We start from the raw sequence: 26,171 nt of genomic DNA, 5'->3' as shown, positions 1-26,171 counted from the left end.
TTACCGGGCCTACGAAGGGATGTAGGCCGGATAAGCGAATGCGCCATCCGGCATGACATTGTGCCGGATGGGAGAAATTGATGACGCGTGGCCTGGAATTACTGATTGCTCAGACGATTTTGCAAGGTTTCGACGCCCAGTACGGGCGTTTTCTGGAAGTGACATCCGGCGCGCAGCAGCGTTTTGAACATGCCGACTGGCACGCGGTTCAGCAGGCGATGAAAAGCCGTATCCACCTTTACGATCATCATGTGGGTCTGGTGGTGGAGCAACTGCGCTGCATTACTGACGGCAAAAGTACCGACGCGGATTTTTTACTTCGCGTGAAAGAGCATTACACCCGGCTATTGCCAGATTATCCACGCTTCGAGATTGCGGAGAGTTTCTTTAACTCCGTCTATTGCCGGTTATTTGACCACCGCTCGCTGACTCCCGAGCGACTGTTTATTTTCAGCTCTCAGCCAGAGCGCCGTTTTCGCACGATCCCACGCCCGTTGGCGAAAGACTTTTTTCCCGATACCGGCTGGGAGTGGCTGCTTACGCGCGTCCTCAGCGATCTGCCCTTGCGTCTGCCGTGGCAGAACAGACATCGGGATATCCACTACATCATCGAACACCTGACCGAAACGCTGGGGGCGGATGTGTTGCAGCGCAGTCATTTGCAGGTGGCGAACGAACTGTTTTATCGCAACAAAGCCGCCTGGCTGGTCGGGAAGTTGATTACCCCTTCCGGGACGCTGCCGTTTTTACTGCCAATTCACCGTACTGACGAGGGTGAACTGTTTGTCGATACCTGCCTGACCACGACGGCGGAGGCCAGTATCGTGTTTGGCTTCGCCCGCTCGTATTTTATGGTTTACGCCCCGCTGCCCGCCGCGTTAGTGGAGTGGCTGCGCGAGATCCTGCCCGGTAAAACCACCGCTGAATTGTATATGGCGATTGGCTGTCAGAAACACGCGAAGACAGAAAGTTACCGCGAATATCTGCTCTATCTTGCCCATTGCGATGAGCAATTTATCGAAGCGCCGGGGATCCGCGGCATGGTGATGCTGGTGTTTACCCTGCCGGGCTTCGACCGCGTCTTTAAAGTCATCAAAGACAAATTTGCGCCGCAAAAAGAGATGTCGGCCGCCCACGTCCGCGCCTGTTATCAACTGGTCAAGGAGCACGATCGTGTCGGGCGGATGGCTGATACTCAGGAGTTCGAGAACTTTGTGCTGGATAAACGGCAAATCGATCCGTCGCTGATGGCGCTGTTGCTACAGGAAGCCCCGGAAAAAATTACCGATCTCGGCGAGCAGATTGTCATTCGCCATTTGTATATCGAACGACGGATGGTGCCGCTGAATATCTGGCTGGAGCAGGTCGAAGGCCAGCAACTGCGCGATGCAATTGAAGAGTACGGCAATGCCATTCGTCAGCTGGCCGCCGCCAACATTTTCCCCGGCGATATGCTGTTTAAGAACTTCGGCGTGACTCGCCACGGGCGCGTGGTGTTCTACGACTACGATGAAATTTGCTACATGACGGAGGTGAATTTCCGTCATATCCCGCCGCCGCGTTACCCGGAAGATGAGATGAGCGCTGAACCGTGGTATAGCGTATCGCCGGGGGATGTCTTTCCGGAAGAGTTTCGTCACTGGCTATGCGCTGACCCGCGTATCGGGCCGCTATTTGAAGAGATGCATGCTGACCTGTTCAGCGCCGACTACTGGCGAGGTCTGCAAACGCGGATCCGTGAAGGACACGTGGAAGATGTTTACGCCTACCGGCGCAAACAGCGGTTTTGCATCAGATTTTCGGCTTGACGCCCGGCAACCCTTTCTTAACGAAATCCGCCGTATGCCAGCGTGACTTCTTTCGCCGCTTTGATCGCCATGGCACCAAACTCGGTCACTCGATCGTCGGTAATGCGCGAAATGGGTCCGGAGATGGAAATAGCGGCAAACGGCTCACGGTGTTCATCATAAATGCACGACGCCACGCAGCGCAGACCCAGCGCATGCTCCTCATCATCAAAGGAGTAGCCGCGCTTGCGCGTTTGGGCTAAATCCTCTTTCAGATGCACCGGCGACACCAGCGTGGCGTGGGTGTAAGCGTGCAGCCCTTTACGGTGCAGCAGGCCAGTCACCTGTTCTTCACTCAGTTGGGATAAAAACGCCTTACCCGCACCGGAGGCGTGCATCGGCAGTTTGCCGCCGATAGGCGCGGACATGCGCATCAGCTGGGTACACTGCACCTGGTCGATAATAATGGCCTGATGGTCGCTTTGATCTAATACGGCCAGGTTTACCGTCTCACCGGAGTCTTCCATCAGCTTGCGCAGGATCGGGTGGACAATCGCCAGCAAATTACGGCTTTGCAAAAAGCTGCTGCCGACGATAAACGCATGCGCACCCACGGCCCAGTGGCCTAATTCACCCACCTGACGGACAAATCCTTGCTGCTGCATGGTGGTCAACAAACGGTGAGTCGTGGAGTTTGGCAAACCGGCCTGCTGTGCCAGCTCGGTTAGTGCCACGCTGCCGTTGGATTCTGCAATCCACTCCAGTAGCTTCAGGCCGCGGGTCAGAGACTGAACCTGCCCGGTTGCAGGCGTAGTAGCTGCGGCGGGTTTTCTACCGCGTTTCGCGGGGATTGTGGCAACCATGGCGGACTCCTTTTCTGTATCGTGGAAATCATTTTCGTTTTATTCAATTATAATGCAAGAATTCCTGTACTGATCGGATGAGTGAAGCTGAACATGTCTCATGTTGGCCGTTGTTCTCTTTTCCACCTCTCAGGTTTGTGCCAGTATGGTCTGTTGAGTTTTTTTCGGTCTGGTTGAGCGTTGTCGGGAGCGAGTGTGAGCAGCAAAGTTGAACAATTACGTCAGCAGTTAAATGAACGTATTCTGGTGCTGGACGGCGGTATGGGCACCATGATCCAGGGATATCGTCTGAGCGAAGAGGATTTCCGCGGCGAACGCTTTGCCGACTGGCCGTGCGATCTGAAAGGCAATAACGACCTGTTGGTGCTCAGCAAACCTGAGGTGATCGCCGCCATCCATAACGCCTATTTTGAGGCGGGCGCGGATATCATCGAAACCAACACCTTTAACTCCACGACGATCGCCATGGCGGATTACCAGATGGAATCCCTGTCGGCGGAAATCAACTTTGCAGCAGCCAAACTGGCGCGCGCGGCGGCAGACGAATGGACGGCACGCACACCGGAAAAACCGCGCTATGTCGCGGGCGTGCTTGGCCCAACCAACCGTACGGCGTCTATCTCGCCTGACGTCAACGACCCGGCTTACCGCAATATTACCTTTGATCAGCTGGTGGCCGCCTACCGTGAATCCACCAAAGCGCTGGTGGAAGGTGGCAGCGACCTGATCCTGATTGAAACCGTCTTCGATACCCTGAACGCCAAAGCCGCTATTTTCGCGGTTAAAACCGAATTTGAAGCGCTGGGCGTTGAGTTGCCGATTATGCTCTCCGGCACCATCACCGATGCTTCCGGGCGTACGCTCTCCGGTCAGACAACTGAAGCGTTCTATAACTCACTGCGCCACGCCGATGCGCTGACCTTCGGTCTGAACTGCGCCTTAGGTCCGGACGAATTGCGCCAGTACGTGCAGGAACTGTCGCGCATTGCCGAATGCTACGTTACCGCGCACCCGAACGCCGGGTTGCCGAACGCCTTTGGCGAATACGATCTTGATGCAGACACCATGGCGGCGCAAATACGCGAGTGGGCGCAAGCGGGCTTCCTCAACGTGGTCGGCGGCTGCTGTGGCACCACGCCGGAACACATCGCCGCGATGAGCCGCGCAGTGGAAGGCTTGCCGCCTCGCCGCTTGCCGGAAATCCCGGTAGCCTGCCGTCTGTCTGGCCTTGAACCGTTGAATATTGGCGACGATAGCCTGTTTGTGAACGTCGGCGAGCGTACCAACGTCACCGGTTCGGCGAAATTTAAGCGACTGATCAAAGAAGAGAAATACAACGAAGCGCTGGATGTCGCCCGTCAGCAGGTGGAAAGCGGCGCACAGATTATCGATATCAACATGGATGAGGGGATGCTCGACGCCGAAGCGGCGATGGTGCGTTTTCTCAACCTTATCGCCGGTGAGCCGGATATCGCCCGCGTGCCGATTATGATCGACTCCTCGAAATGGGACGTCATCGAAAAAGGGCTGAAGTGCATTCAGGGTAAAGGCATCGTTAACTCCATCTCGATGAAAGAGGGGGTTGAGACCTTTATCCACCACGCGAAGTTGTTGCGACGCTATGGTGCCGCAGTGGTGGTGATGGCCTTTGACGAGCAGGGACAGGCCGACACCCGAGCGCGTAAAATTGAGATTTGCCGTCGGGCGTACAACATTCTTACCGAAGAGGTAGGCTTCCCGCCGGAAGACATTATCTTCGACCCGAACATCTTTGCGGTCGCGACCGGGATTGATGAGCACAACAACTACGCCCAGGACTTTATCGGCGCCTGTGAGGACATCAAACGCGAACTACCGCACGCGTTGATCTCCGGCGGCGTCTCCAACGTGTCGTTCTCCTTCCGTGGTAACGACCCGGTTCGTGAAGCCATTCACGCGGTATTCCTTTACTACGCCATTCGCAACGGCATGGACATGGGGATCGTCAACGCCGGACAACTGGCGATTTACGACGACCTGCCCGCCGAGCTGCGCGATGCGGTTGAAGATGTGATCCTCAACCGTCGTGACGATGGCACCGAGCGTCTGCTGGAGCTGGCTGAGAAATATCGCGGTAGCAAAACTGATGACACTGCCAATGCCCAGATGGCGGAATGGCGCAGTTGGGACGTGAAAAAGCGCCTCGAATATTCGCTGGTGAAAGGCATTACCGAATTTATTGAGCAGGATACTGAAGAAGCTCGCCAGCAGGCCGCGCGTCCGATCGAGGTGATTGAAGGGCCGCTGATGGACGGGATGAACGTGGTTGGCGATCTGTTTGGCGAGGGCAAAATGTTCCTGCCGCAGGTGGTGAAATCCGCCCGCGTGATGAAGCAGGCGGTGGCCTACCTCGAACCGTATATTGAGGCCAGCAAAGAGAAAGGCTCCAGCAACGGCAAGATGGTCATTGCTACCGTGAAAGGCGATGTGCACGATATCGGCAAAAACATCGTTGGTGTGGTGCTGCAATGTAACAACTACGAAATCGTCGATCTTGGCGTGATGGTGCCAGCGGAGAAAATCCTCAGAACGGCACGTGAAGTGAATGCCGATCTGATTGGTCTTTCCGGGCTGATTACCCCGTCGCTGGACGAAATGGTCAACGTGGCGAAAGAGATGGAGCGTCAGGGGTTCACTATTCCGTTGCTGATTGGCGGCGCGACCACCTCAAAAGCGCACACGGCGGTGAAAATCGAGCAGAACTACAGTGGCCCGACGGTTTATGTGCAGAACGCCTCGCGTACCGTTGGCGTAGTTGCCGCACTGCTCTCTGACACTCAGCGCGATGACTTTGTCGCCCGTACGCGTAAAGAGTACGAAACCGTGCGTATCCAGCATGCGCGTAAGAAACCGCGGACCCCACCAGTAACGTTACAGGCTGCCCGCGACAACGATCTGGCCTTCGACTGGGAAAACTACACGCCGCCGGTGGCGCACCGCCTCGGCGTACAGAGCGTTGAAGCCAGTATCGAAACGCTGCGCAACTACATCGACTGGACGCCGTTCTTTATGACCTGGTCGCTGGCCGGGAAATACCCGCGCATCCTCGAAGATGAGGTGGTGGGAGAAGAGGCGAAACGTCTGTTCAAAGACGCCAATGACATGCTGGATAAACTCAGCGCTGAGAAGACCCTGAATCCGCGCGGCGTGGTGGGCTTGTTCCCGGCTAACCGCGTGGGGGACGACATCGAGATTTACCGTGACGAGACGCGTACGCACGTCATCAACGTCAGTCATCACCTGCGCCAGCAGACGGAAAAAGTCGGTTTCGCCAACTACTGCCTGTCTGACTTTGTTGCGCCGAAACTGAGTGGCAAAGCGGATTACATCGGTGCTTTCGCAGTTACCGGCGGTCTGGAGGAAGATGCACTGGCGGACGCCTTCGAAGCCCAGCATGACGACTACAACAAGATCATGGTGAAAGCGATCGCCGACCGCCTGGCGGAAGCGTTCGCGGAATATCTGCACGAGCGCGTGCGTAAAGTCTACTGGGGCTATGCGGCGAATGAGAACCTCAGTAACGAGGAACTGATCCGCGAAAACTACCAGGGAATTCGCCCGGCACCGGGCTATCCGGCTTGCCCGGAACACACCGAAAAGGCCACCATCTGGGAACTGCTGGATGTAGAAGCGCACACCGGGATGAAGCTCACCGAATCCTTCGCGATGTGGCCAGGTGCGTCGGTTTCCGGCTGGTATTTCAGTCATCCAGACAGCAAGTACTACGCCGTGGCGCAAATCCAGCGCGATCAGGTTGAAGATTACGCCTTCCGTAAAGGCATGAGCGTGGCGGAAGTCGAACGTTGGTTAGCGCCTAATCTGGGCTATGACGCTGACTGATTCACAAAACTGTCATCTTTATTTACAACAAACAGGGCACTCAATGAGTGCCTTGTCTCTTTATTACGTTTAAACCCTTATACTGAAAGAACGTTCATCGGTAGTGCTTGCCGGATGGCGGCGTAAACACCTTAGCCGGCTACTGGCATATTTTTGTAGGCCTGATAAGCGTGGCGTCATCAGGTGCTATGTCATCACTATGAACCTCAGGAACATATAACGATAAGGAGAACCTGATTCCGTGCTAACTCTGTTACACCTGCTTTCTGCTGTCTCTATGCTGGTTTGGGGTACTCATATTGTGCGCACCGGCGTGATGCGCGTCTTCGGCGCCCGTTTGCGTACCGTACTCAGCCGTAGTGTTGAAAAGAAGCCGCTCGCCTTTTGTGCGGGTATCGGCGTGACGGCGCTGGTACAAAGCAGCAACGCCACCACCATGCTGGTGACCTCGTTTGTCGCGCAGGACCTCGTCGCGCTCACCCCTGCGCTGGTGATTGTACTCGGCGCCGACGTCGGGACCGCGCTGATGGCGCGTATCCTGACTTTCGATCTCTCCTGGCTGTCGCCACTGCTGATTTTTATCGGCGTGATCTTCTTTCTCGGACGTAAGCAGTCCCGTGTGGGGCAACTGGGGCGGGTTGGTATTGGACTGGGGTTGATTTTACTGGCGCTGGAACTGATTGTGCAGGCGGTAACACCGATCACCCAGGCTAACGGCGTACAGGTTATTTTCGCCTCGCTCACCGGCGATATCATGCTGGATGCGCTGATTGGCGCTATGTTCGCGATTATCAGTTACTCCAGCCTTGCGGCGGTGCTGCTGACGGCAACGCTGACCGCGGCAGGCATTATCTCGTTCCCGGTGGCGTTGTGTCTGGTGATTGGCGCCAACCTCGGCTCTGGCCTGCTGGCGATGCTTAATAACAGCGCCGCTAACGCCGCCGCCCGCCGTGTGGCGCTCGGTAGCCTGCTGTTTAAGCTGGTGGGTAGCCTGATTATCCTGCCGTTTGTTCATCCGTTGGCAAATCTGATGGATGAACTGCCGCTACCGAAATCTGAACTGGTTATTTACTTCCATGTCTTCTACAACCTGGTGCGCTGCGTGGCGATGGTGCCGTTTGCAGAACCGATGGCGCGTTTTTGTAAGCGCATCATCCGCGATGAGCCGGAGCTGGATGCGCATTTGAAGCCCAAGCATCTGGACGTCAGTGCGCTGGATACGCCGACGCTGGCCCTGGCCAATGCCGCTCGTGAAGCTCTGCGCATCGGCGACGCGATGGAGCAGATGATGGACGGGCTGAAGAAGGTGATGCACGGCGAGCCGCGTGAAGAGAAAGAGCTGCGCAGGATGGCGGACGACATTAACGTGCTATACACGGCAATTAAGCTCTATCTGGCCCGGATGCCAAAGGATGAACTGGCGGAAGAGGAATCACGCCGTTGGGCGGAGATTATCGAAATGTCGCTTAACCTCGAGCAGGCTTCCGATATTGTCGAACGTATGGGCAGTGAGATAGCGGATAAGTCGCTGGCTGCTCGTCGCGCATTCTCCGTGGAAGGATTGAAAGAGCTGGATGCGCTCTTCGATCAGCTGCTCAGCAATCTGCAGCTGGCGATGTCGGTGTTCTTCTCTGGTGACGTGACCAGCGCCCGTCGTCTGCGCCGTAGCAAGCATCGTTTCCGTATTCTCAACCGTCGTTATTCGCATGCGCACGTTGACCGTCTGCATCAGCAGAACGTGCAGAGCATCGAGACCAGCTCCTTGCACCTGGCGCTGCTGGGCGATATGCAGCGTCTGAACTCGCTGTTTTGTTCCGTGGCCTATAGCGTGCTGGAACAGCCGGATGAGGACGATGAGCGCGACGATTATTGAGTGAGGTGGACCGGTTGGCCGGATAAGGCATTTATGCCGTTATCCGGCAACGTCGGTTAGAAGCAGTGACCTGCTTCGAGGGCAACCGCGTCTTCACCCGCTTTAAAGACGTAAGTGGTGTTCGGACCGCCAAGAACCGCCTGGCCGTTACTCACCTTAATCCAGTTTCCTTCCGGCAAACCAATCACCGTCAGCTCTGGTGCCACAACCAGCAGCTCGCGAATACGCTGTTCACGCGTTTCGCCTTTGTGGCCTTCCGGAAGCGCATTGGTGAAATGTGGGTTAATCTGCAGCGGGAACAGACCCAGGGCATCAAAACCTTTTGGATCGACAATCGGCATGTCGTTGGTGGTGCGGATGGTCTGGCAGGCGAGGTTAGAACCTGCGCTCCAGCCGATGTACAGCGCACCGCGTTTGACGACATCCACAATCGGCGCCAGCAGTCCGCGCTCGCGGCTCTCTTTCAGTAACTGGAAGGTGTTACCCCCGCCGACAATCACCAGCTCTGCGTTTTCAATGGCAGCGATCGGATCGGCAACGGTATGAATGCCAGTAACGTTGACGCCCATTGGCGCAAAGATGGCTGCCGTTTTCGCCGTGTATTCATCCCAGGTTTGCGTCACGCCAGCGAACGGAATAAACACCGCCGTACGGCGACCATTCAGCTGCTCAGCAATCAGCGGTAGCGCATGTTCCATCCAGCCTTTGCCCGGCAGCGTCGAGTTACTCAATAAAAGCAGTTCCATCATTTCTCCATGTAATCAGAAAATTACAAACCGCGCTAATGCTACCACTATCAGCGTAACGCCTTACTGATATGGCTCACGATGTTGGAAGGGGGGAAAGCCGAACGGGTTAACCACAACCTCCTGTTGGAAAAGCCCGTTCGGACTTAACAACGATCAATCTATTGAAACAGCGTCCTTTTGCGTAGTGGCAAACGCCAGGCCTTCGTCCTCCCAGCCCTTAATACCACCAATCATTATTTTCACCGGTCGACCTAGCTGCGCCAACTTCAGCGCCGCGCGATCGGCCCCGTTACAGTGTGGGCCAGCGCAATAGACGACAAACAGTGTGTCCTGTGGCCATTTTTTCAAGGATTCCGTATTTATCAGTCGATGGGGAAGATGAATCGCGCCAGGGATATGACAACGGGAAAAACTCTCTGCACTCCCCACTACATGTAAAAGCACAAAATCTTTGTCGTCAGCAGCAATCGCGGAATGAACGTCAGAACAATCCGTCTCCATATTCAGACGTTGCTGGAAATGGGCGATAGCTTGTGCAGATGAAGCGGCTGGAATATCAGTTACGGTACTCATATTGTTGTTTTCTCTTGTGGTGAAATCAGCTGTTGTGTTACCTCTTATCTCATCAAAAAATTAACCTTGAAACACCCTCTGACCATGACAGATTCCGCCAGGATCATGACAACATCTTCTCGCCCGTTGGTCGTTGCACTCGCTTATGACGGGCTATGTACTTTCGAGTTTGGCGTCGCAGTGGAAGTTTTTGGGCTTCCGCGACCTGAACTGGGAGAGGGCTGGTATCGTTTTGCCGTGGCTTCGGTTGATCAAGGTGAATTAAGGGCAACTGGCGGGGTTCGTATCGTGGTGGACGGTGGGTATGAATTGCTGCAAGAAGCAGACACTATTGTCATTCCTGGCTGGCGTGACGTGAGCTCACCGGTCCCGGAAGCATTATGCGATGCGCTTCGTGAAGCACATCAACGCGGTTGTCGAATCATCTCTATCTGTTCTGGTGTATTTGTTCTGGCTGCGGCAGGTTTGCTGGATGACCGTAAGGCGACGACGCACTGGCGTTACGTCAGTGAACTCCAGCGACGCTTTCCCGCCATCAACGTTGTGGAAGATGTCCTGTATGTCGGTGACCACGACGTGCTCACTTCGGCAGGTAGTGCGGCAGGGATTGATTTATGTTTGCATGTGGTGCGCACTGATTTTGGACTTGAGGTTGCAAATAACGTGGCCCGTCGCCTGGTGCTGCAGCCCCACAGGGATGGCAGCCAGACTCAGCAACACCTGCGTCCTGTTGCCCGCAGTCGGGAAAGCCAGCGTTTTGGTCTTTTGCTTGACTGGTTACATAACAATATCGCGCAGAAGCATACCCTTGACGCTCTGGCCAGCCAGGTCGGTATGAGTCCCCGAACGTTGATGCGGCGATTTCAGGAGTCAACGGGGCTTACTCCCGCACGTTGGCTGATGAATGAACGGCTAAACCGTGCGCAGCAGGCGCTCAATACATCCCATATCAGTATTGAGCAGATCGCGCAGCAAACCGGGTTCGGCAGCGCAAACTCTTTGCGTTACCACTTTCAAAAACGATTTGGTATCAGCCCGCAGGCATTACGTAATCAGATGCGATAGCACATTTTCACACTCTGCTTTTTTATCCCCCGCAAGGTAGGGTATATTTCGCTGTCAAAGGAGAAATTATGCTGCCCGACTCATCCATCCGATTAAATAAATACATCAGTGAAAGCGGAATCTGCTCGCGCCGCGAGGCGGATCGCTTTATCGAACAAGGGAATGTCTTCCTGAATGGTAAACGCGCCACCATTGGCGATCAGGTGATGCCTGGCGACGTCGTAAAAGTGAATGGTCGGTTGATTGAGCCGCGTGAAGCGGAAGATCTGGTTTTTATCGCGTTGAACAAGCCGGTAGGGATTGTCAGCACCACTGAAGACAGCGAACGCGACAACATTGTTGATTTCGTTAACCACAGCAAGCGCGTGTTCCCAATCGGTCGTCTGGACAAAGATTCCCAGGGGCTTATCTTTCTGACCAACCACGGCGACCTGGTGAATAAAATCCTGCGTGCCGGTAACGATCACGAAAAAGAGTATCTGGTGACGGTAGATAAGCCGGTCACTGATGACTTTATCCGTGGGATGAGTGCCGGTGTGCCAATCCTTGGCACCGTTACCAAGAAATGTAAGGTCAAGAAAGAAGCGCCGTTTGTGTTTCGCATCACGCTGATTCAGGGGCTGAACCGCCAGATCCGTCGTATGTGCGAGCACTTTGGCTATGAAGTTACTAAGCTTGAGCGTACACGTATCATGAACGTTGGTCTGTCCGGCCTGCCGCTGGGTGAATGGCGCGACCTGACGGATGACGAACTGATCGACCTGTTCAAGCTGATTGAGAACTCGTCCTCAGAAGCCAAACCGAAGGCGAAAGCGAAGCCAAAAACCGCAGGCATTAAGCGCCCGGTGGTGAAAATCGAAAAATCGGCTGAGAAAGAGAAATCGCGCCCGGCGGCAAACGGGAAGCGTTTTACCTCGCCGGGGCGTAAGAAGAAAGGGCGTTAACGTCTGCCGCGCGTTGGCGTATTCGCTGACCAGGAAAATGATGCTTCCGCATCCGGTTTATAAGCCTGCTTTTTCTTCAACTGGCGGGCTTTTTTAGCTTCTGCTTCGCGCAAGGCCATCAGTTTATCGATGTACTCTTTCTTGATGCTGTTGGTCTCAGCGTTGGTCAGCAGTCGACCATGCGCAATGCGCGCGCGGTCGAGCAGCGTTTTCAGTTCACGCTGTTCGCGCTCGGTCATCTCTTTTTGGGTAATGCGGGGGAGTGCCATAAGGGTGCCCTCTGTTAGCCGATATCCGCAGTGTACGGCAAAGTGCAGAGGCTGGGTAGGCCGGATAAGGTGTTAGCCGCTATCCGGCCTGCCGCCGCCAATTAGCGGCGTTCTTTTTCTTTAATCGGTTTACCGGACCAGTAACCTGCCAGCAGCGAACCGGAAAGGTTATGCCAGACCGAGAACAACGCGCCGGGCAGCGCCGCAAGCGGGCCAAAGTAGATTTTGCCCAGCGCAGCGGCAAGCCCTGAATTCTGCATGCCCACTTCAATAGCCAACGTACGACAGGTTGACTCGTCGAAACCAAACAGTTTTCCGCCCCAGTAGCCGCCGAGCAAGCCAATGGTGTTATGCAGGATCACGGCGATAATCACCATAAAGCCGACGGACGCAATGTGCGATGCGGACCCCGCCACGACGGCGCTGATGATCGCCAGGATGCACAGCATAGAAAACGCCGGTAGATACGGTTCCACGGCTTTTACGACGCGTGGGAACAGATGGTGAATGACCAGCCCCAAAGCAATCGGAATGACCACGATCTGCAGAATACTCAGCAGCATACCCATCACATCCACCTGGATATGCGCGTCGACATACAGCCGTGTCAGCAGCGGCGTGGCGACAACGCCGACCAGCGTTGAAACCGATGAAATAGTCACGGAGAGCGCCACATCACCTTTTGCCAGATAGATCATGACGTTCGATGCGGTTCCGCTGGCGACGCTACCGACCAGCACCATCCCTGCCGACAGTTCCGGCGGCATATTAAATGCCAGCGCCAAAATCCATGCGGCGAGCGGCATCACCAGATAGTGCAGGAAAATACCCGCCGCGACCGGTGCGGGGCGTGAAAGTACGCGTTTAAAGTCGTCCACCTTCAGGTGAACGCCCATGCCGAACATGATCAGCATCAGCAACGACGGTACGAATGGCCCGACAGGCGTAAAGGTGGAGGGCGTGTAATACGCAATAACAGAGAGCAGCAGCGCCCATAACGGGAACAGCCGCGTGAGAGTAGCGAGCATGTTATCTTCCTTGCGATTGAAATGTGTTGTTATAAAAAAGCCGGGTTCGAGCCCGGCTATAGTTATTGTTTATCGCGTGATGAAATATTATTCAAACAAATTATGATGCAGCTTCTGTACCACCTGTTCGGCTTCGCTACCGGGCACCAGGAAGCACAGGTTATGGCTGGACGCGCCGTAGCAAATCATGCGGATGTTGAACGGCTCCAGTACACCAAATACCTCTTTACCCACGCCGCAGGCTTTGGACAGGTCGTTGCCAATCAACGCCACCAGCGCCAGGCCTTCTTCGACTTCAACCCGGCACAGGGCAGACAGTTCCATCAGCAGAGACTGCGTTAACAGCGTATCGCCGGTGGAGGTTGAGCCGGTGGTATCCAGCGTCAGCGCTACGCTGACTTCAGATGTGGTAATTAAATCTACCGAGATATTGTGGCGTGCAAGGATGCCGAACACTTCTGCTAAAAAGCCGCGAGAGTGCAGCATATTCAGGCTATGCAGCGTCAGCAGCGTCTGCTTACGGCGTAGCGCCAGCGCACGGAACAGCGGTGGATTCGCGGTTTTATTGCAGACCAGCGTACCGCCTGCTTTTGGATCCTTGCTGGAGCCAACAAATACCGGGATATCGCTACGTACGGCCGGCAACAGGGTTGCCGGGTGCAGCACTTTCGCGCCAAAGGTCGCCATTTCCGCGGCCTCTTCAAAGGCGATTTCATCAATACGCTGCGCTGCAGGAACAACGCGCGGATCGGTAGTGTAAATGCCAGGAACATCGGTCCAGATATCGACGCGCGTTGCGTGCAGCGCTTCGGCCAGCAGGGCGGCTGTATAATCGCTACCGCCGCGCCCCAACGTGGTGGTGCGGCCTTTGCCTTCGCTGCCGATAAAACCCTGAGTGATTACCAGACCTTCGCTCAGACGCGGGGCCAACTGAAGCGTTGCCAGTTCAGCCAGCGTCGCGACGTCGGGTTCTGCGCGACCAAAACGATCGTTGGTGCGCATCACTTTACGCACGTCAAACCACTGCGCTTGCACGTTGCGTTCACGCAGGATTTCGACGAACAACAGGGTAGACATCAGTTCACCGTGGCTGACCAGTTCGTCGGTCAGGGCGGTTGAGGTCGCCAGTGACGCCGCTTCTGCCAGCGTGGTGATGTTTTCCAGCAGACGTTCAATCTCTTCACGAATTACGTTTGGATAACGCAGGCGTTCCAGAATATTGAACTGAATTTGACGAATGGCGTCGAGTTTTTCGAAGCGCTCGGTTGGCTCCAGCCCTTCAGCCAGTGCGACCAGCAGGTTGGTAATTCCAGCGGAAGCAGAAAGTACCACTACACGGACGTTAGCATCAGAAAGTACCACATCAGCGCTGCGATTCATGGCATCAAAATCCGCCACGCTGGTACCGCCAAACTTGGAGACAACTACATCAGTCATAACTACCTCGTGTCAGGGAATGAATAGAGCGACCATGGCACATAAGGCAGAACGAAAACCGGTGCAGGCGCAAATGCAAATACCGTATTTATAAATAAAATGTGTAGCTTGCACTGTCAACGCTGGGATTATGCGGATTTTTCATGCTGCGTTTCCGTTCAGTAACAGCGCTTATAACATCTATACTTTTTACCCTGGTTCGATGGATACAAGGGCGATGGCATTAAAACAATCACACTTTTCTGTGACTGGCGTTACAATCGATCTCAGTCACAATTCTCAAAATCAGAAGAGTATTGCTAATGAAAAACATCAATCCAACGCAGACCTCAGCCTGGCAGGCACTACAAAAACACTTTGAAGAGATGAAAGACGTTACTATCGCGGATCTGTTCGCGAAAGATAGCGATCGTTTCGCTAAATTTTCCGCGACGTTTGACGATCTGATGCTGGTGGATTTCTCCAAAAACCGCATCACTGAAGAGACGCTGGCTAAACTGCAGGATCTGGCGAAAGAGACCGATTTGGCAGGCGCCATCAAGTCCATGTTCTCCGGTGAGAAAATTAACCGCACTGAAGACCGTGCCGTGCTGCACGTGGCGTTGCGCAACCGTAGCAACACTCCAATCATCGTTGACGGCAAAGATGTGATGCCGGAAGTGAACGCGGTGCTTGAGAAGATGAAATCCTTCTCTGAAGCGATTATCTCCGGAAGCTGGAAAGGCTATACCGGTAAAGCCATTACTGATGTCGTGAACATCGGTATCGGCGGTTCAGACCTCGGCCCGTTCATGGTGACCGAAGCGCTGCGCCCGTACAAAAATCACCTGAACATGCACTTTGTGTCTAACGTCGATGGTACGCACATTGCCGAAGTGCTGAAGAAAGTGAATCCGGAGACTACGCTGTTCCTGGTCGCTTCCAAAACCTTCACCACTCAGGAAACCATGACTAACGCCCACAGCGCGCGCGACTGGTTCCTGGCGACCGCTGGCGACAACAAGCACGTTGCCAAGCACTTCGCAGCGCTCTCCACTAACGGTAAAGCGGTTGGCGAGTTCGGTATTGATACCGCCAATATGTTCGAGTTCTGGGACTGGGTTGGCGGTCGTTACTCCCTGTGGTCTGCAATCGGTCTGTCCATCATCCTTTCTGTGGGCTTCGACAACTTTGTTGAGCTGCTTTCTGGCGCGCACGCCATGGACAAACACTTCTCCACCACTCCGGCGGAGAAAAACCTGCCGGTGCTGCTGGCGCTGATCGGTATCTGGTACAACAATTTCTTCGGTGCTGAAACCGAAGCGATTCTGCCGTACGACCAGTATATGCACCGTTTCGCGGCCTACTTCCAGCAGGGCAATATGGAATCCAACGGTAAATACGTTGACCGTAACGGCAATGCGGTGGATTACCAGACAGGCCCAATCATCTGGGGTGAGCCGGGTACTAACGGTCAGCATGCGTTCTACCAGCTGATTCATCAGGGTACCAAAATGGTTCCGTGCGATTTCATCGCTCCGGCAATCACCCACAACCCGCTGTCGGATCACCATCCGAAACTGCTGTCTAACTTCTTCGCCCAGACCGAAGCGCTGGCTTTTGGTAAATCTCGTGAAGTGGTTGAGCAGGAATACCGCGACCAGGGTAAAGATCCGGCAACGCTTGACCACGTTGTGCCGTTCAAAGTGTTCGAAGGTAACCGTCCAACTAACTCCATCCTGCTGCGCGAAATCACACCGTTCAGCCTGGGTGCGCTGATTGCGCTGTACGAGCACAAAATCTTCACTCAGGGCGCGATCCTGAATATCTTCACCTTTGACCAGTGGGGCGTTGAGCTGGGCAAACAGCTGGCGAATCGCATTCTGCCAGAGTTGAATGATGATAAAGAAATCACCAGCCATGATTGCTCAACTAACGGTTTGATTAACCGTTATAAGTCCTGGCGTTAATCTGCTTCTTCCTTCGAGCCGCCTTGCTGCAATTCGAATGAATTTGCAGATTACTTATAAAAAAGCCGATATTAATATCGGCTTTTTTTATAATCTGGCTCCCGAATATCTACGTTTTTGTTTTACACCTTTATTGAGCTTAATCCTAAAATAATTCATTCAACGTTATCGTGTTTCTGGTTTTTTCAGAATTACCGGATGTTGTGTTTTTGTTTTTATATTTTAACTTTATGATTGTATTGATTTAATTATCTACCGTTAATCATTTTATTTCTTGCTATCTAATTATCCTAAATTCCCGCCTGGCGTAATTTGCACACTTTGGCTTGTGTATACTCGATCTCGCCCGAAATTCTTTTGGGTAAATCTCCATTCATACAATGAAGGGAATTTGTGATGAAAAAAGTTCTGTATGGCCTTTGGGCTATATCTGCGCTTGCGGTGACTTCTGTCTATGCTGCCCCCATTCAGGTGGGTGAGGCTGCAGGGGCGGCTGCCGCGTCGGTTTCGGCAGGAAGTTCCTCCGCAACCAGCGTGAGCACCGTAAGTTCTGCGGTGGGGGTTGCCCTTGCGGCAACCGGTGGCGGCGATGGTTCTAACACCGGAACCACAACCACCACAACCACCAGTACCCAGTAATACCGGTACGTTTAATTCTAACCACACTTCGGTGTGGTTATTTTGCCGCTGCGGAGAAATGTCGTGAAGCGACCAGCGCTGATAATGGTTTGCCTGTTATTACAGGCGTGCTCAGCCACCACCGAAGGGCTGGGTCATTCGCTATGGGATAGCGTGTTTGGTACTCCCGGCGTACAGATGACAGACGATGAAATCAAAAACATGCCCTACGCCAGCCAGTACATGCAGCTCAACGGCGGCCCACAACTGTTTGTGGTACTCGCGTTCGCGGAAAACGGACAGCAGAAATGGGTGACTCAGGATCGGGCCATTCTCGTCACGCAGTCTGGGCGCATGGTGAAAACGCATCTCGGCGGGGATAACCTGATCGAGGTGAATAATCTCGCGGCAGATCCGCTCATCAAACCAAACCAGATAGTCGATGGGGCAACGTGGACCCGCACGATGGGCTGGACCGAACATCAGCAGGTGCGCTATGCCACCGCCCGCTCGGTTTTCGAATGGGATGGCACTGACACCATTAAGGTTGGTAGCGAAGATACGCCAGTACGAATCCTTGACGAAGAAGTCACCACCGCTCAAACGCGCTGGCATAACCGCTACTGGATCGACAGCGAAGGGCAGATTCGCCAATCGGAACAGTATCTTGGCGCACGTTACTTCCCGGTGAAAACCACGCTGATTAAGGCGGCAAAATCATGATGAAACGAGCCGTTGTGGCGCTGCTATTGAGCCTGAGCGCAGCGTCAGTTTTTGCTGCGGGTAGCGTTAAGGTCTTTACCTCCGCCAGCGAAGAGCCAAAGACGCTGACCGGGGCCGAACATCTGCTCGACCTGGTTGGGCAGCCGCGGTTGAGTAATAGCTGGTGGCCAGGAGCGGTTATCAGCGAAGAGCGGGCAACGACGGAAGCAGAGCGTCAGCAGCAGGCATTACTGGCTCGTCTGGCGATGCTCAGCGCTGAAGAAAGCGGTGACGATGCCGCGGCTATCAACGCATTACGCCAGCAAATTCAGGCGCTGAAGGTGACCGGCAGACAGAAGATTAATCTCGACCCGGATGTTGTGCGCGTCAGTGAGCGAGGCAACCCGCCGTTGCAGGGCAATTACACGCTGTGGGTCGGACCGCAGCCAACGGATATAACGCTGTTTGGCCTGCTAAGTCATCCGGGTAAACAACCGTTTATGCCCGGGCGCGATATCGCCAGCTATCTCGATGGGCAACGTCGGCTCAGCGGCGCAGATCGTAGCTACGCCTGGGTCATCTATCCCGACGGACGCACGCAAAAAGTCCCGGTCGCCTACTGGAACAAACGTCACGTTGAGCCGATGCCCGGCAGCATCATTTTTGTCGGACTCTCTGATGCTGTTTGGCGCAGCACCCCGGATGAAATCAATGCCGACATTCTTCGCACCCTGACCCAGCGGATACCCGAATAATGAGAAAAACTTATCTGCTCAGCTTACTGGCGCTGGGCGTAAGCGTTGCCTGCCACGGTGAAACCTGGCCCGCGCCCATTGGACCTTCCCAGTCCGATTTTGGCGGCGTGGGACTGCTGCAAACCCCAACCGCACGCATGGCGCGTGAAGGCGAAATGAGCCTTAACTACCGCGATAACGATCAATACCGTTACTACTCTGCGTCGGTACAACTCTTCCCCTGGCTGGAAACCACCCTGCGCTATACCGATGTGCGTACCAAAAAATACAGCGGCGTGGAGTCGTTTTCTGGCGATCAGACTTATAAAGATAAGGCTTTTGATCTCAAACTTCGCCTGTGGGAAGAGAGCTACTGGATGCCGCAGGTGGCAGTTGGCGCGCGGGATATCGGTGGTACCGGCCTGTTTGATGCGGAGTATGTGGTGGCGAACAAAGCCTGGGGCCCGTTTGATTTCTCTCTCGGCCTTGGTTGGGGATATCTCGGGACCAGCGGCAACGTTAGCAATCCGTTTTGCTCATACAGTGATAAATTCTGCCATCGCGATAACAGCTACAAGCAGGCCGGTTCTATTGACGGTAGCCAGATGTTCCACGGCCCGGCGTCGCTGTTTGGCGGCGTAGAGTATCAGACTCCCTGGCAGCCGCTGCGCCTGAAACTGGAGTATGAAGGTAATAATTACCAGCAGGATTTTGCCGGCAAGTTGGATCAGAAGAGCAAGTTTAACGTCGGCGCTATTTATCGCGTCACCGATTGGGCCGACGTTAACCTCAGCTATGAGCGCGGGAACACCTTGATGTTTGGGGTCACGCTGCGGACTAACTTTAACGATCTGCGACCAAACTATAACGACAATACCCGCCCGAAATATCAACCACAGCCGCAGGATGCCATCCTGCAACATTCGGTGGTGGCGAATCAGTTAACGCTGCTGAAATATAATGCCGGGCTGGCGGATCCTAAAATTCAGGTGCAGGGCGATACGCTGTATGTGACGGGTGAACAGGTGAAATACCGTGATTCGCGCGAAGGGATCGAGCGTGCTAACCGGATCGTGATGAACGATCTTCCCGATGGGATCCGCACGATCCGCATTACGGAAAACCGCCTTAACTTGCCGCAGGTGACGACCGAAACGGAGGTTTCCAGCCTCAAGCGCCATCTGGAAGGCGAGCCGTTGGGCCATAAAACTCAACTGGCACAAAAACGCGTCGAGCCCGTGGTACCGAAAACGACCGAGCAGGGCTGGTATATTGATAAGTCACGCTTCAATTTCCACATCGATCCGGTGCTAAATCAGTCGGTGGGCGGCCCGGAAAACTTCTATATGTATCAGTTGGGCGTGATGGGAACGGCGGATTTGTGGGTTACCGATCATCTGCTGACCACCGGGAGTTTGTTCGCCAACCTCGCCAATAACTATGACAAGTTTAACTACACCAACCCGCCGCAGGATTCGCATTTACCACGCGTGCGTACCCATGTGCGTGAGTATGTGCAAAACGATGTCTACGTGAATAACCTGCAGGCCAACTACTTCCAGTCACTCGGAAATGGGTTCTACGGACAGGTTTACGGTGGCTACCTGGAAACTATGTACGGCGGAGCGGGGGCAGAAGTGCTGTATCGCCCGCTGGACAGCAACTGGGCGTTTGGTGTTGATGCCAACTACGTGAAACAGCGTGACTGGCGTAGCGCGCAGGACATGATGAAGTTTACCGACTACAGCGTGAAGACCGGGCATTTGACGGCTTACTGGAATCCTTCGTTCGCCCAGGATGTACTGGTGAAAGCCAGCGTGGGGCAGTATCTGGCGGGGGATAAGGGCGGAACGCTGGAAGTGGCGAAACGCTTTGACAGCGGCGTAGTGGTGGGCGGCTATGCGACCATCACCGACGCCTCGCCGGATGAGTACGGAGAGGGTGATTTTACCAAAGGGGTGTACGTTTCTGTGCCGCTGGATCTGTTCTCGTCAGGCCCAACCCGCAGCCGTGCGGCGATTGGCTGGACGCCGTTAACACGCGATGGCGGCCAGCAGCTTGGACGTAAGTTTGGTCTGTACGACATGACCAGCGACAGGAGTGAAAACTTCCGCTGATAGATGGCCGGATGGGACCTGCGCTTATCCGGCTCTATAAACGACGTAATAATTTTGCCGGATTTCCCGCATACACGCCTTTCTCGGTGATCGATTTGGTCACCACGCTTCCCGCGCCGACGACCACGCCATCACAGATAGTGACTGCCAGAATGGTCGCTCCGCTACCGATCGAGACATCGTCGCCAATCGTAATACGTCCCCAACTGTTGCGGTCGGCATTGGGTTTTCCTTCGCGAAACATATCGTTGGCGAACATCACGCCGTGACCGATAAAACAGCGGGCGCCGAGGGTGACATATTCGCAGATGAAGGTGTGCGACTGAATTTTGCTGTCTGCGCCAATCTGCGTATTACCCTGGATTTCAACAAATGGTCCGACAAAAACGTTGTCACCCAATGTGCAGTCGTAGAGATTTGCGGGTTCATAGATCACCACGTTCTCACCGCAGGTAACGTTGCGAACAGCGGATTGTCTTAGCTGCATAATTCATCCTGTGAAATGTGTCGTGGCACTCATCATTCCCTGCTGACCTTTCTTGCACAAAATATAAACAAAAAATGTAGATCTCTGTCACATTTTTGCGTTATACAGGAACCTTGCCACTGAGTAAGAGGTGCTGTTATGACGTCGCTATCTCGTCCGCGCGTGGAGTTTATCTCCACTATTTTACAGACCGTGTTGAATCTAGGGTTGCTGAGTCTGGGCCTGATCCTGGTCGTATTCCTCGGGAAAGAAACGCTGCATCTGGCGGATGTGCTGTTCGCGCCGGAACAAACCAGCAAGTATGAACTGGTGGAAGGGCTGGTGGTTTACTTTCTCTACTTTGAATTTATCGCGCTGATTGTGAAGTACTTTCAGTCAGGTTTTCACTTTCCGCTGCGCTACTTTGTCTATATCGGGATCACTGCGATTGTGCGGCTGATCATTGTCGATCATAAAGCGCCGATGGATGTGCTGATCTATTCTGCGGCGATCCTGCTGCTGGTGATCACCCTGTGGCTGTGTAATTCCAAACGGCTGAAGCGAGAGTAAAAGACAACACGCCGCAATTGGGCTGCGGCGTGTTTTGGGTAAAAATTACTGCGCAGAGGCCGGCTGGGTTTTCTCCGCCGCGGGTTCCCACAGTTCTTCAAATTTATCCACCGTCATGATCGCCAATACGGTAAAGCTTAGGTTGATCACGCCGATGGCGATAACGCCTGCGCCAAACTAATTCTGTTTAATTTGTCGAGTTTCAGGCGAAAAATTGATTTGCAGTGATGGGGGGCACGAAAGAAAATAATCGTAAGCGTAATGCAAAATAACATAAAAAAGGGCGCTCCGTAGAGCGCCGAATAACAGTCACAGGTTGGGATAACATAAGTTGAGGGTTGCAGTGGCATTGCCCGTTGCCGGGCAGTTACTTCGGTAAAACTTAACCTTTCACACCACCCGCCGTCAGTCCGTTGACCAGCCAGCGCTGTGCCAGCAGGAACACCAGAGTGATCGGAATGGCTGAAAGTACAGCTGCGGCGGCAAAGTCGCCCCACAAATAGTTCTGTGGATTGAGGTACTGCTGCATACCTACCGCAAGGGTATAGCTGTTCACATCACGCAGCAGCAGTGATGCGACCGGTACTTCGGTAATCGCGGCAATGAAAGACAGAATAAACACGACCGCCAGAATCGGAACGGAAAGCGGCAGCAACACCAGGCGGAATGCCTGCCATGGCGTTGCGCCATCCAGAGCGGCCGCTTCTTCCAGCGAACCGTCGATGGTTTCGAAATAGCCCTTAATCGTCCACACATGCAGCGCAATACCGCCGAGATAGGCGAAGATCACGCCACCGTGAGTGTTCAGACCAATAAACGGAATGTACTGGCCCAGGCGGTCAAACAAAGCATACAACGCGACCAGAGACAGCACCGCCGGGAACATCTGGAATATCAGCATCCCTTTCAGCAGGGTTGCTTTGCCCGGGAAACGCATACGGGCAAAGGCGTAAGCGCAGGTGGTGGAAAGCGTCACGATACCGATCGCGGTAATGGTGGCTACTTTCACCGAGTTCCACAGCCATAACAGCACCGGGAACGGCGGCGGCGTCACGCGGCCATCCGCATGCTCAACGCTAAAGCCCAACGCCAGTTTCCAGTGTTCCCAGGAGATGTTTTCCGGGATCAGGCTGCCGGTGGCAAAGTTACCTTCACGCAGCGAGATAGCGATAACCATCAGCAGCGGGAACATGATCGCTGCAATGAAAATCAGCAGCAGCAAGTGCGTTGTTAAGAGACGCAGTTTCTGAGATTTGGGTTGTACCATAGCCATGTTCGTTGTCTCCCTTAATCAAACTTCATACGCGTGGCTTTCAGGTTCACGATGGCCAGCGCACCGACCAGCAGGAAGATCAGCGTGGCAATCGCCGCCGCCAGACCGAAGTCCTGACCACCGCCGCCTTCGAAGGCGATACGGTAGGTGTAGCTCACGAGCAGGTCGGTATAGCCTGCTGGCGTGGTGGTACCAAGACGGTCTGGACCACCGTTGGTCAACAGTTGAATCAGCACGAAGTTGTTAAAGTTAAAGGCGAAGCTGGCGATCATCAGCGGCGTCAGCGGCTTAATCAGCAGTGGCAACGTAATCTTAAAGAAGTTCTGGAACGGACCTGCACCATCCATCGCCGACGCTTCATACAGGTCGTCAGGGATCGCTTTAAGCAGACCCATGCACAGGATCATCATGTACGGGTAACCAAGCCAGGTGTTGACGATAATAATCATCGAACGCGCGGTGGTTGGGTCGCTGAACCAGGCCGGTTTGATGCCAAACAGTGCGCTCAGCATCATGTTGATTTCACCGAAGCTCTGGTTGAACAGTCCTTTGAAAATCAGAATCGAAATAAACGACGGTACGGCATACGGCAGAATCAGCAGGACACGGTAAATCGCTTTGCCTTTGAGAGACTCCCACTGTACGAGACAGGCCAGTACCATCCCCACGGCCACGGTGAGGATCACGGTCAGAACGGAGAAGACCACCGTCCAGACAAAGATGGCGAAGAACGGTTTCTGAATGCCTTCGTCGGTAAATACGCGGGCGAAGTTGTCCCATCCGATGGCAACGGTATAGCCTGGGCTGAGTTTTTCGTTACCCCAGCTACCGTCAGCGTTAATTGCCTGATAATAACCAATATCGTTGTTGGCGCGGTATTTTACGCCGCTTTGGCTGTTGGTGAGCGTGCCGTCATCAGCGAGCGTATAGAGTGGCTGCGTGCCGGAAAACTGGCGCAGTGAACTCATAATCACTTTGCTTTCATCTGGCAGGATGGCGGTGAGTTGGGTTAACGCCTGGCGATTTTGCGTGATGATACGCAGCGTCGCACGTTCGCCCTCTGGCAGCGCCTCGGCTTCTTTCAACTGCAGTTTCTGTTCGCCGCCAAATTTAAAGGCGTCGGAGAGATAATTCTTGCCAGTTTCACCGTCGGTGAGGGCCAGTTGCCACTCCGTACCCGCCGGATACAGGCCGAAGTTGTAGGTTTTCCCCGCCTGATAAGAACGGTCCATCAGGACTTCCTGAGCACGTTCAAAGGTCAGTTGGTTGGTGCTGCTGTAGTTGGTAAAGGCAATTGCGATAGTACAAATTAGCGGAAACAGGACAAACAGCCCCATCCCTGCAACGCCTGGGTAAACATAGCGCCAGGCGTAGGCTTTACGGTTAGCAAAAATATACAGGCCAGCAGAGCTTAAAATCAGCGTCATGATGGCAAACAGGTACTCCCCCTGAGCATACATCAAAACAACAAGGTAACCGACCAGCAGCCCAAGCAGACCCATCACTGACCATTTCAGTCGGTCGCTTTGCCACCAGTGTTTCTTTTTAATGACATCCATGGGGATCAATCCTCTTTACGCTTTATCCTTCGCACTACCTCTTTGTTGGCTGCGGAAGCTCACCCCAGTCACTTACTTATGTAAGCTCCTGGGGATTTGCCTCCTTGCCGCCTCGATGTAGCGCGAATGATTTCGCGTAACAACGTATTCAATAAACCTGATTCCCTAAGAAATAAGGGAAACCGTATTACTTGGTGATACGACCTTGTGCATCTTTCAGCGCGGCATCGACGGTCTGACGGCCGCTGGCAGCGTTGATCACTGCGGTACGAACGGCATACCAGAATGCGGACATCTGCGGGATGTTCGGCATGATCTCGCCTTTCTGGGCGTTATCCATGGTGGCCGCGATACGCGGGTCTTTCGCTAACTGATCCTGGAAGGATTTCAGCGCAACCGCGCCCAGCGGTTTGTCCTTATTCACTTCATCCAGACCCTGATCGGTCAGCAGGTAGTTTTCGAGGAACTCTTTTGCCAGTTCTTTGTTCGGGCTGGCAGCGTTGATACCTGCGCTCAGAACGCCCACGAACGGTTTGGACGGTTTACCCTTGAAGGTTGGCAGCAGGGCAACGCCGTAATTCACCTTGCTCTTATCGATGTTGGACCACGCCCACGGACCGTTGATGGTCATCGCGGTGTCACCTTTGTTAAAGGCCGCTTCGGCGATGGAGTAATCGGTATCCGCGTTCATGTGTTTGTTCTTGATCAGATCAACCAGGAAGGTCAGACCCGCTTTTGCGCCCGCGTTGTCCACGCCCACGTCTTTCACGTCGTACTTGCCGTTTTCAAACTTGAACGCGTAACCGCCGTCGGCGGCAATCAGCGGCCAGGTGAAGTACGGTTCTTGCAGGTTGAACATCAGCGCGGATTTTCCTTTCGCCTTCAGCTCTTTATCCAGCGCAGGAATTTCTTCCCAGGTTTTTGGCGGGTTCGGAACGAGGTCTTTGTTGTAAATCAGCGACAGCGCTTCAACCGCAATTGGGTAGGCAATCAGTTTGCCGTTATAGCGTACGGCATCCCAGGTGAACGGATAGAGTTTGTCCTGGAACGCTTTATCTGGGGTGATTTCAGCCAGCAGGCCAGACTGAGCGTAGCCGCCAAAACGGTCATGTGCCCAGAAGATGATGTCAGGGCCATCGCCAGTCGCGGCAACCTGTGGGAACTTCTCTTCCAGTTTGTCCGGGTGCTCAATGGTGACTTTGATACCGGTGTCTTTCTCGAATTTTTTGCCCACTTCAGCGAGGCCGTTATAGCCTTTGTCGCCGTTAATCCAGATAACCAGCTTACCTTCTTCAATCTTGGCGAGAGCCGAGGCGGAAAACATCATCGTCGTTAATGCAGACAATGCGAGGATGCGTGCGCCAGTTTTGATTTTCATAGTTCCCATCCTGTTTGGTGATTTTGCAGAGGTGGCTTAACGGTTACTAGTTTCTTTATACGACAACCTCTTTCCATCCTCCTTACCCCTACGCCCCACCCGCTCTTTATGTGATCTGTGTTACATAAATGTGAGTATTGCGTACTGGCGCACATAAAAACCCACTGATTTTTGCAGGCTGCATCACGAAATTCCTCCGCGGCGTACGGCCCGGGTCTCAGACGCTGTTCTCTCATCCTCCCGCCTCCTCCCCCATAAAAAAGCCGGGGGTGGAGGATTCACGCAGTCAAGGGATCACGCATAGTCAGCCCATCATGAATGTTGCTGTCGATGACAGG

The 26,171-nt window shown here is 54.0% G+C and carries 21 protein-coding genes; 11 read left to right on the top strand and 10 right to left on the bottom strand.

The genetic code is table 11. The features are described 5' to 3' along the window. The first annotated feature begins 80 nt into the window (after window positions 1-80). Window positions 81-1,808 (top strand): bifunctional isocitrate dehydrogenase kinase/phosphatase, encoded by a 1,728-nt coding sequence (gene aceK, locus HV237_RS22590; RefSeq protein WP_047357749.1) that lies wholly within the window; start codon window positions 81-83, stop codon window positions 1,806-1,808. Window positions 1,809-1,825: 17 nt separating this feature from the next. On the opposite strand, the gene iclR is transcribed toward aceK, so the two are convergent. Then, window positions 1,826-2,650 carry a glyoxylate bypass operon transcriptional repressor IclR gene (iclR, locus tag HV237_RS22585; protein WP_047357748.1) on the bottom strand — a complete coding sequence of 275 codons (825 nt, stop codon included), beginning with the start codon at window positions 2,648-2,650 and terminating at the stop codon, window positions 1,826-1,828. 195 nt (window positions 2,651-2,845) lie between these two features. Between iclR and metH the strand changes: the two genes are divergently transcribed. Together metH and HV237_RS22575 are read left to right on the top strand one after the other, a co-directional pair. After that, on the top strand, window positions 2,846-6,529 hold the full coding sequence (gene metH, locus HV237_RS22580) for a methionine synthase (RefSeq protein WP_047357747.1): 3,684 nt from the start codon (window positions 2,846-2,848) through the stop codon (window positions 6,527-6,529). A gap of 241 nt (window positions 6,530-6,770) precedes the next feature. Beyond that, complete coding sequence (locus HV237_RS22575; RefSeq protein WP_016155327.1) at window positions 6,771-8,402, top strand: Na/Pi cotransporter family protein; 1,632 nt, start codon at window positions 6,771-6,773, stop codon at window positions 8,400-8,402. Window positions 8,403-8,458: 56 nt separating this feature from the next. Here HV237_RS22575 and pepE read toward each other — a convergent pair whose 3' ends face one another. Together pepE and HV237_RS22565 are read right to left on the bottom strand one after the other, a co-directional pair. After that, window positions 8,459-9,148 (bottom strand): dipeptidase PepE, encoded by a 690-nt coding sequence (gene pepE, locus HV237_RS22570; protein ID WP_016155430.1) that lies wholly within the window; start codon window positions 9,146-9,148, stop codon window positions 8,459-8,461. A gap of 156 nt (window positions 9,149-9,304) precedes the next feature. Further along, window positions 9,305-9,724 (bottom strand): rhodanese-like domain-containing protein, encoded by a 420-nt coding sequence (locus HV237_RS22565; protein WP_047357746.1) that lies wholly within the window; start codon window positions 9,722-9,724, stop codon window positions 9,305-9,307. 84 nt (window positions 9,725-9,808) lie between these two features. Here HV237_RS22565 and ftrA point away from each other — a divergent pair, with 84 nt between their 5' ends. Both ftrA and rluF read left to right on the top strand, forming a co-directional pair. Then, window positions 9,809-10,789, top strand: a complete 981-nt coding sequence (gene ftrA / locus HV237_RS22560) for a transcriptional regulator FtrA (protein ID WP_047357745.1) — start codon at window positions 9,809-9,811, stop codon at window positions 10,787-10,789. Between the two features lie 68 nt (window positions 10,790-10,857). Further along, complete coding sequence (rluF, locus tag HV237_RS22555) at window positions 10,858-11,733, top strand: 23S rRNA pseudouridine(2604) synthase RluF (RefSeq protein ID WP_016155331.1); 876 nt, start codon at window positions 10,858-10,860, stop codon at window positions 11,731-11,733. Here rluF and HV237_RS22550 read toward each other — a convergent pair. From HV237_RS22550 to lysC, 3 genes are all read right to left on the bottom strand, one after another. Beyond that, entirely contained in the window at window positions 11,730-12,002 is a 273-nt protein-coding gene (locus HV237_RS22550) for a DUF3811 domain-containing protein (RefSeq protein ID WP_003826541.1), read from the bottom strand. The two genes, rluF and HV237_RS22550, sit on opposite strands and share 4 nt — an antisense overlap. A gap of 101 nt (window positions 12,003-12,103) precedes the next feature. Beyond that, window positions 12,104-13,030, bottom strand: coding sequence for a ketopantoate/pantoate/pantothenate transporter PanS (gene panS / locus HV237_RS22545; protein WP_047357743.1), 927 nt, complete (start codon window positions 13,028-13,030; stop codon window positions 12,104-12,106). A gap of 87 nt (window positions 13,031-13,117) precedes the next feature. Then, complete coding sequence (gene lysC / locus HV237_RS22540; RefSeq protein ID WP_047357742.1) at window positions 13,118-14,467, bottom strand: lysine-sensitive aspartokinase 3; 1,350 nt, start codon at window positions 14,465-14,467, stop codon at window positions 13,118-13,120. A 302-nt stretch (window positions 14,468-14,769) separates the two neighbouring features. Between lysC and pgi the strand changes: the two genes are divergently transcribed. The 5 genes from pgi to HV237_RS22515 all read left to right on the top strand — a co-directional run bounded on the left by pgi (window position 14,770) and on the right by HV237_RS22515 (window position 20,587). Then, on the top strand, window positions 14,770-16,416 hold the full coding sequence (gene pgi / locus HV237_RS22535; protein WP_016155434.1) for a glucose-6-phosphate isomerase: 1,647 nt from the start codon (window positions 14,770-14,772) through the stop codon (window positions 16,414-16,416). A 396-nt stretch (window positions 16,417-16,812) separates the two neighbouring features. Further along, a complete protein-coding gene (yjbE, locus tag HV237_RS22530) occupies window positions 16,813-17,055 on the top strand; it encodes an exopolysaccharide production protein YjbE (protein WP_047357741.1) in 243 nt (80 codons plus the stop codon). A 63-nt stretch (window positions 17,056-17,118) separates the two neighbouring features. Further along, window positions 17,119-17,757, top strand: coding sequence for a YjbF family lipoprotein (locus tag HV237_RS22525; protein ID WP_029139685.1), 639 nt, complete (start codon window positions 17,119-17,121; stop codon window positions 17,755-17,757). After that, on the top strand, window positions 17,754-18,491 hold the full coding sequence (locus HV237_RS22520; RefSeq protein WP_046275309.1) for a capsule biosynthesis GfcC family protein: 738 nt from the start codon (window positions 17,754-17,756) through the stop codon (window positions 18,489-18,491). Before HV237_RS22525 ends, HV237_RS22520 begins: the two co-directional genes overlap by 4 nt. Beyond that, window positions 18,491-20,587, top strand: coding sequence for a YjbH domain-containing protein (locus tag HV237_RS22515; RefSeq protein ID WP_047357740.1), 2,097 nt, complete (start codon window positions 18,491-18,493; stop codon window positions 20,585-20,587). Before HV237_RS22520 ends, HV237_RS22515 begins: the two co-directional genes overlap by 1 nt. A 34-nt stretch (window positions 20,588-20,621) precedes the next feature. On the opposite strand, the gene HV237_RS22510 is transcribed toward HV237_RS22515, so the two are convergent. Continuing rightward, complete coding sequence (locus HV237_RS22510) at window positions 20,622-21,077, bottom strand: acyltransferase (protein WP_161784581.1); 456 nt, start codon at window positions 21,075-21,077, stop codon at window positions 20,622-20,624. A gap of 135 nt (window positions 21,078-21,212) precedes the next feature. On the opposite strand from HV237_RS22510, the gene psiE reads away from it, so the two are divergent. Then, window positions 21,213-21,623: a phosphate-starvation-inducible protein PsiE gene (psiE, locus tag HV237_RS22505; protein ID WP_003031674.1), complete on the top strand. Its 411-nt coding sequence runs from the start codon at window positions 21,213-21,215 to the stop codon at window positions 21,621-21,623. A 382-nt stretch (window positions 21,624-22,005) separates the two neighbouring features. On the opposite strand, the gene malG is transcribed toward psiE, so the two are convergent. The 3 genes from malG to malE all read right to left on the bottom strand — a co-directional run bounded on the left by malG (window position 22,006) and on the right by malE (window position 25,833). Next, on the bottom strand, window positions 22,006-22,896 hold the full coding sequence (malG, locus tag HV237_RS22500; RefSeq protein ID WP_016155340.1) for a maltose ABC transporter permease MalG: 891 nt from the start codon (window positions 22,894-22,896) through the stop codon (window positions 22,006-22,008). A gap of 14 nt (window positions 22,897-22,910) precedes the next feature. After that, window positions 22,911-24,455 (bottom strand): maltose ABC transporter permease MalF, encoded by a 1,545-nt coding sequence (malF, locus tag HV237_RS22495; protein WP_047357738.1) that lies wholly within the window; start codon window positions 24,453-24,455, stop codon window positions 22,911-22,913. A gap of 187 nt (window positions 24,456-24,642) precedes the next feature. After that, a complete protein-coding gene (malE, locus tag HV237_RS22490; protein WP_016155342.1) occupies window positions 24,643-25,833 on the bottom strand; it encodes a maltose/maltodextrin ABC transporter substrate-binding protein MalE in 1,191 nt (396 codons plus the stop codon). Window positions 25,834-26,171: the final 338 nt, after the last annotated feature.

It is taken from the genome of Citrobacter sp. RHBSTW-00570, assembly GCF_013739755.1.
GTDB lineage: Bacteria > Pseudomonadota > Gammaproteobacteria > Enterobacterales > Enterobacteriaceae > Citrobacter > Citrobacter braakii.
The sequence above is the reverse complement of the archived record's forward strand: the minus strand, read 5'-3'. Positions and strand labels throughout refer to the sequence as shown.